Origin of the sequence: Erwinia sp. S43 (assembly GCF_016624745.1) — a bacterium.
Taxonomy (GTDB): domain Bacteria; phylum Pseudomonadota; class Gammaproteobacteria; order Enterobacterales; family Enterobacteriaceae; genus Erwinia; species Erwinia coffeiphila.
Window position 1 is genome coordinate 77,220 of sequence record NZ_JACVTX010000023.1, and the last position, 6,483, is coordinate 83,702.

General features: G+C 53.0%; 5 protein-coding genes. 4 read left to right on the forward strand and 1 reads right to left on the reverse strand.

All coding sequences use genetic code 11. The features are described from left to right. Position 1: 1 nt before the first annotated feature. A complete protein-coding gene (fadB, locus tag IBT47_RS21020; protein ID WP_200562762.1) occupies positions 2-2,188 on the reverse strand; it encodes a fatty acid oxidation complex subunit alpha FadB in 2,187 nt (728 codons plus the stop codon). Between the two features lie 186 nt (positions 2,189-2,374). On the opposite strand from fadB, the gene pepQ reads away from it, so the two are divergent. Genes pepQ through hemG form a run of 4 tightly spaced genes read left to right on the forward strand, consistent with a single transcriptional unit; the run spans position 2,375 to position 6,344 of the window. After that, positions 2,375-3,706 (forward strand): Xaa-Pro dipeptidase, encoded by a 1,332-nt coding sequence (gene pepQ / locus IBT47_RS21025; RefSeq protein ID WP_200562764.1) that lies wholly within the window; start codon positions 2,375-2,377, stop codon positions 3,704-3,706. Beyond that, positions 3,706-4,317: an IMPACT family protein gene (locus IBT47_RS21030; RefSeq protein ID WP_200562766.1), complete on the forward strand. Its 612-nt coding sequence runs from the start codon at positions 3,706-3,708 to the stop codon at positions 4,315-4,317. The genes pepQ and IBT47_RS21030 overlap by 1 nt, the downstream gene beginning before the upstream one ends. A 27-nt stretch (positions 4,318-4,344) precedes the next feature. Next, on the forward strand, positions 4,345-5,796 hold the full coding sequence (gene trkH / locus IBT47_RS21035; RefSeq protein ID WP_105595186.1) for a Trk system potassium transporter TrkH: 1,452 nt from the start codon (positions 4,345-4,347) through the stop codon (positions 5,794-5,796). A gap of 14 nt (positions 5,797-5,810) precedes the next feature. Further along, entirely contained in the window at positions 5,811-6,344 is a 534-nt protein-coding gene (gene hemG / locus IBT47_RS21040) for a menaquinone-dependent protoporphyrinogen IX dehydrogenase (protein ID WP_105595187.1), read from the forward strand. Positions 6,345-6,483 lie beyond the last annotated feature (139 nt).

Below are 6,483 nucleotides of genomic sequence, written 5' to 3' on the forward strand. Positions count from 1 at the left end.
CTCACGCCGTTTTCAGGGTTGCGTCACTCAGCGGTGCCGCCAGGGGATACCAGGTTTCCGCGTTATTGGCTTTCTCACGCAGCATTTCCGGGATTTCATACAGCGCCCCCAGATTAATAAAAGGTTCAGCCTGTGCGACGAAGCGATCGCTGCCCAGCGTATCCAGGTAACGGAAAACACCACCGTGGAACGGTGGGAAACCCAGTCCGTAGACCAGCGCCATATCGGCTTCTGCCGGTGAAGTGATAACACCTTCTTCCAGACAGCGTACAACCTCGTTGATCATTGGGATCATCATGCGTGAAACGATCTCGCTATCACTGAACGCACTCTTCGGTTGGCAAACCTCCTGAAGAATAGCGTCGGTTGCGGTATCGCTGACTTTTTTTGCTTTGCCTTTGCTGTCCGTTTCCCAGCGCCAGAAGCCAAGCTGGTTTTTCTGCCCGAAACGGCCAGCATCAAACAGGACATCAATCGCATCGCGATAGTTTTTACTCATGCGCTGCGGGAAACCCGCCGCCATAACGCTTTGTGCGTGATGGGCGGTATCAATGCCCACGACATCCAGCAGCCACGACGGGCCCATCGGCCAGCCAAACTGCTTTTCCATCACTTTATCGATCTGGCGAAAATCAGCGCCGTCGCGCAGCAGCTGGCTGAAGCCAGCGAAATAGGGGAAGAGTACGCGGTTAACAAAGAAGCCCGGGCAATCGTTCACCACGATGGGCGTTTTACCCATTTTACTGGCCCATGCGACCACGCTGGCGATAGTGCTGTCGGCAGTCTTTTCACCGCGAATGACCTCGACCAGCGGCATACGCGGCACCGGGTTAAAGAAGTGCATACCGCAGAAGTTTTCCGGGCGCGTTAGCGCCTTCGCCAGCTGGCTGATAGGAATAGTCGAAGTATTAGATGCCAGGATTGCATCTGGACGAATCTGTTGTTCTGTTTCAGCCAGCACGGCCGCTTTCACTTTGGGATTTTCGACAACCGCTTCAACGACGATATCAACGCGGTCGAAGCCAGCGTAATGCAGCGTCGGCTGTATGGTGCCGATGACGCTGGCCAGCTTCAGACCATCAATTTTCCCACGCGCCAGCTGTTTATTAAGCAGTTTCGCGGCTTCACTCATGCCGGTATGCAGGGATTTCTCGCTGATATCCTTCATGATGATCGGTACGCCTTTCCATGCCGACTGGTAAGCAATACCGCCCCCCATAATTCCGGCGCCCAGCACGGCGGACTGTTTGGGCGTTTCGGTGTCACGGGTCAGTTTTTTGGCTTTGGTTTTGATAGCCTGATCGTTGAGGAAGATACCGACCAGAGCGCGCGCTTCATTAGATCGCGCCAGTGGTACGAACGCAGCGGTTTCCAGCTTCAGTGCTTCGTCGCGGCCCAGAGTAGCGGCGGCTTCAATAGTTTTGACCGCGGTTATCGGTGCGGGATAGTGCTTACCGGCGGTTTGCATCACCATGGCTTTGGCGGTGGTAAAGCTCATGGCCGCTTCAATTTTACTCAGCTTCAGCGGTTCAAGCTTCGGCTGGCGACGTTCGCGCCATGGCTGTTTATTGGCGATGGCTTCTTTCAATACGGTCAGCGCAGCGACAGCCAGTTTTTCTTCCTTAACGACCGCATCAACCAGGCCTACTTTGAGCGCCTGACCCGCGTCGATATCTTTTCCGGCGGCGATGATTTCCAGCGCACTGTCGGCCCCCAACAGGCGCGGCAGGCGTACTGAGCCGCCAAAGCCAGGCATAATCCCTAATTTCGTTTCCGGCAGGCCGATGCGTGTATTCTCGGTAGCGATGCGGAAATCCGTCGCCAGTACACACTCGCAGCCACCTCCCAGCGCATAGCCATTAATGGCGGAGACGGTGGGGACCGGTAAATCCTCCAGGCGGTTGAAAATGCCGTTGGCAAAAGCCAGCCATTCCGCCAGCTGTTCAGCCGGTGCGATAAACAGCGAGAGGAATTCGGTAATATCAGCCCCAACGATAAAGGCGGGTTTTGCAGAGCTGAGCAGTACGCCACGCAGCTGCGGCAGCTGTTCCAGCGCTGCAATCGCCTCTCCCAGACTGGCCACGGTCCGGGTATCCAGTTTATTGACTGAGCCTGGGGCATTAAAAACCAGTTCGGCTATGCCATCTTCCAGCCAGTCGAGGGAAAGCGTTTCGCCTTGGTAGAGCATGTCTGTCTCCTGAGCTGCGGTAAAGGGATCTGGTCATACCAGATGATCGTGAGTGTGTAATCTATGTTAATTATTTGCAAATGAGAGTTTGCCAATTTGCAAACAAGATCACAGCTGAGGCAAAACGGCACGGCCAGACAGGCTGTGGTAAGATGCGGACAATTTGATCATCACGGAGACAGGGCAATGGAATCACTGGTAACGCTTTATCAGGATCATGTGAAAACGCTGCAGCAGCGTGCGCAGCAGGTACTGGCGCGCCACAATCTTGATGCAATGCTGATTCACTCAGGGGAACTACTGACGGTGTTCCTCGACGATCACAGCTATCCGTTTAAGGTTAATCCTCAGTTCAAAGCCTGGGTGCCGGTCACGCAGGTCCCCAACTGCTGGCTGTGGATCGATGGCGTCAATAAGCCGAAACTGTGGTTCTACTCTCCGGTGGACTACTGGCATAACGTAGAGCCGCTGCCGCAGAGTTTCTGGACTGATGAAATTGAAATTATTGCCCTGAAAAATGCCGATGATATTGCGCAGCTACTGCCTTCAGCGCGCAATAATGTCGCGTATATTGGCCCGGTTGCCGCGCGTGCTGCGCAGCTGGGATTCAGCACTGAGTCGATTAATCCGGCGGGCGTGCTGAATTATCTGCATTACCATCGCTCCTATAAGACCAGCTATGAACTTTACTGTATGCACCAGGCGCAGAAGATTGCCGTCAGCGGCCATCGTGCAGCGAAAGAAGCTTTCCTGTCAGGTATGAGCGAGTTCGACATTAATATCGCCTATCTTAGTGCGACCGGGCACCGTGATACAGATGTTCCCTATGACAACATCATTGCACTCAATGAGCATGCTGCAGTGCTGCACTACACTAAACTGCAGCATCAGGTACCGGAACATCGGCGCAGTTTCCTGATCGACGCGGGGGCGGAATATCAGGGCTATGCGGCAGATTTGACCCGCACCTATGCGGCGAGTGAAAGCAGCGAGTATGCGCAGCTGATTAAAGATATGAACACTGAGGAGCTGGCGCTTATTGCCACAATGAAAGCCGGTGTGCGCTATACCGAATATCATCAGCAGATGCATTTCCGCCTTGCCGGCCTGTTGCTTAAACATCAGCTGGTAAAAGGGATCAGCGCTGAGGCAATGGTTAAAGAAGATATCACCGGGCCGTTTATGCCTCACGGTGTGGGCCATCCGCTGGGATTACAGGTGCATGACGTCGCTGGATTTATGCAGGATGACAGCGGTACTCACCTGGCGGCACCTGCGCAGTATCCTTACCTGCGCTGCACGCGTATCCTGGAACCGGGTATGGTACTTACGATCGAACCCGGGATTTATTTCATCGACTCGTTGCTGGAGCCCTGGCGCAGCGGTAAGTTCAGCCAGCATTTCGACTGGGATAAAATTGACGCGCTCAAGCCTTATGGCGGTATCCGTATTGAGGATAACGTCGTGATTCATGCGAATCGGGTGGAAAATATGACCCGCGACCTGCATCTTTCCTGATGGAGGCCTGGGAAGTTCCTGCTGAGTCTTGCAGCTACAGCGAGGAAATTAAGAAAAGCCGCTTTATCACCCTGCTGGCGCATACGGACGGGGTTGAGGCGGCCCGGGCTTTCGTCCAGCAGATTAAGCAGGAGCATCCAACGGCCCGGCATCACTGCTGGGCATGGGTGGCCGGTGCACCGGATGATTCGCAAAAGCTGGGGTTTTCCGATGATGGCGAACCTTCTGGCACTGCCGGAAAGCCGATGCTGGCCCAGCTGATGGGTAACAATATTGGTGAGATTACTGCCGTCGTAGTGCGCTATTATGGCGGTATCCAGCTTGGAACGGGGGGGCTGGTTAAGGCCTATGGCGGTGGGGTGCAGCAGGCGCTGCGTCTGTTAACCCGTAAAATAAAAGTCCCGATGCTGAATTTCCTGCTGGTCTGCGACTATGCGCAGATGGGGGATATTGAACGAATGATTGCTCGCTTTGACGGACTGCTGCTGAATAGCGAGTTTCTGCAAAATATTACGCTTACTCTGGCGTTACCTCATGCTCAGGTTGCAGATTTTTCTAAGAATCTGTCGGACTTCAGCCGGGGCTTACTACAGCTGGTCCCGCTTAAATAACTTTTACGTCAGGAAAGGAACGGCAGAATGCATTTTCGTGCCATTACCCGCATAGTGGGTTTACTGGTCATTTTATTCTCAGGCACGATGATTGTGCCGGGGCTGGTGGCTTTAATTTACCGCGACGGGGCCGGACGTGCATTTACGCAGACGTTCTTTATGGCGCTGATGATCGGCACCCTGCTGTGGTGGCCAAACCGCAAGCAAAAGAGCGAGCTTAAACCACGAGAAGGATTTCTGATCGTCGTGCTGTTCTGGACCGTACTGGGGAGCGTAGGGGCAATGCCCTTTATTTTCGCGGAACAGCCAAACCTTTCCATAACAGATGCATTTTTCGAATCCTTCTCCGGTCTGACGACAACGGGGGCAACGACGTTGGTGGGGCTGGATTCGCTGCCTAAGGCGATTTTGTTTTATCGGCAAATGCTGCAATGGCTTGGTGGTATGGGAATCATTGTTCTGGCCGTTGCCATTTTACCTATCCTTGGCGTTGGCGGGATGCAGCTTTATCGCGCAGAAATGCCCGGCCCGCTGAAAGATAATAAAATGCGCCCGCGTATTGCGGAGACGGCCAAAACGCTGTGGCTGATCTACGTATTGCTCACCGTTGCCTGTGCCGTTTCATTATGGGTCGCCGGGATGCCGCTGTTTGATGCGATAGGCCATAGCTTTGCGACTATCGCGATTGGTGGGTTCTCCACGCACGATGCCAGCGTTGGCTATTTTAATAGCCCAACCATCAACACGATTATCGCCATCTTTTTACTGATCTCCGGTTGTAACTACGGTCTGCATTTCTCGTTATTGAGCGGACGCAGCCTTCGAGTCTACTGGCGCGATCCTGAATTCCGTATGTTTATTGGCGTACAGTTAACGCTCGTCATTATTTGTACGATCGTTTTGTGGTTCCATGGGGTTTATAAAAGCGGGATGCAGACGCTGAATCAGGCGTTCTTCCAGGTTGTCTCTATGGCAACGACTGCAGGGTTTACGACAGACAGTATCGCCCACTGGCCGCTATTCCTGCCCGTACTGCTTCTTTGTTCTGCCTTTATTGGCGGCTGTGCGGGTTCAACGGGCGGTGGGCTGAAGGTTATCCGTATTCTGCTGCTGTTTAAGCAGGGCTCACGTGAGTTGAAAAGGCTGGTACACCCTAATGCGGTTTATACGATCAAACTCGGTAACCGCGCGCTGCCGGAACGTATCCTGGAAGCCGTCTGGGGATTTTTCTCAGCCTATGCGCTGGTATTCATTCTCAGTATGTTGGCGATCATCGCAACCGGGGTTGATGACTTCTCCGCGTTTGCAGCCGTAACCGCAACGCTGAACAACCTCGGCCCGGGGCTGGGCGTTGTGGCTGATAATTTCACTTCGATGAATGATACCGCTAAGTGGATCCTGATTTTGACGATGCTGTTTGGGCGTCTTGAAGTCTTTACGTTGTTAGTTTTGTTTACGCCAACCTTCTGGCGTGAGTAAGTGAGAGTGTAATCATGAAAGCGCTAGTTCTGTATTCCAGCCGCGATGGCCAGACCCGAGAGATCGCCTCCTATATAGCAAACTTACTGAATAAGGAGAGGGAGTGCGATGTTTTCAATATTCATCACGTCGGTGAGATTGACTGGACACAGTACGATCGGGTGTTGATTGGTGCATCTATTCGCTATGGTCATTTCCATCCGCAGGTGGCGAAGTTTGTGAAAAAACACCTTCATTCTTTGCAACAGCGCCAGAGTGGTTTTTTCTCCGTAAATCTGACTGCGCGAAAAGCAGAGAAGCGTACGCCGCAGACCAACGCTTATACGCGTAAGTTCCTTATCCAGTCGCCATGGGAACCTGATTGCTGCGCGGTGTTTGCAGGCGCGCTGCGATATCCACGCTATGGGCTGTTCGATCGCTTCATGATTCAGCTGATTATGCGCATGACTGGCGGCGAAACGGATTCAAGTAAAGAAGTGGAGTACACAGACTGGCAGCAGGTGGCCCGTTTTGCCCATGAATTTGCTGTATTACCAGGCAAACTGTAGTAAAAAACCGCGGTTCGTTGAAAAAAAGCTCGCTCGGTAATTTTTTTGCAATAAAGACTTGTCAGCCGTCGAGAACTGCCTATAATGCGCAACCACTGAGACGGCACAGCGACTGACAAGTCAGCCACTCAGGAGGTTC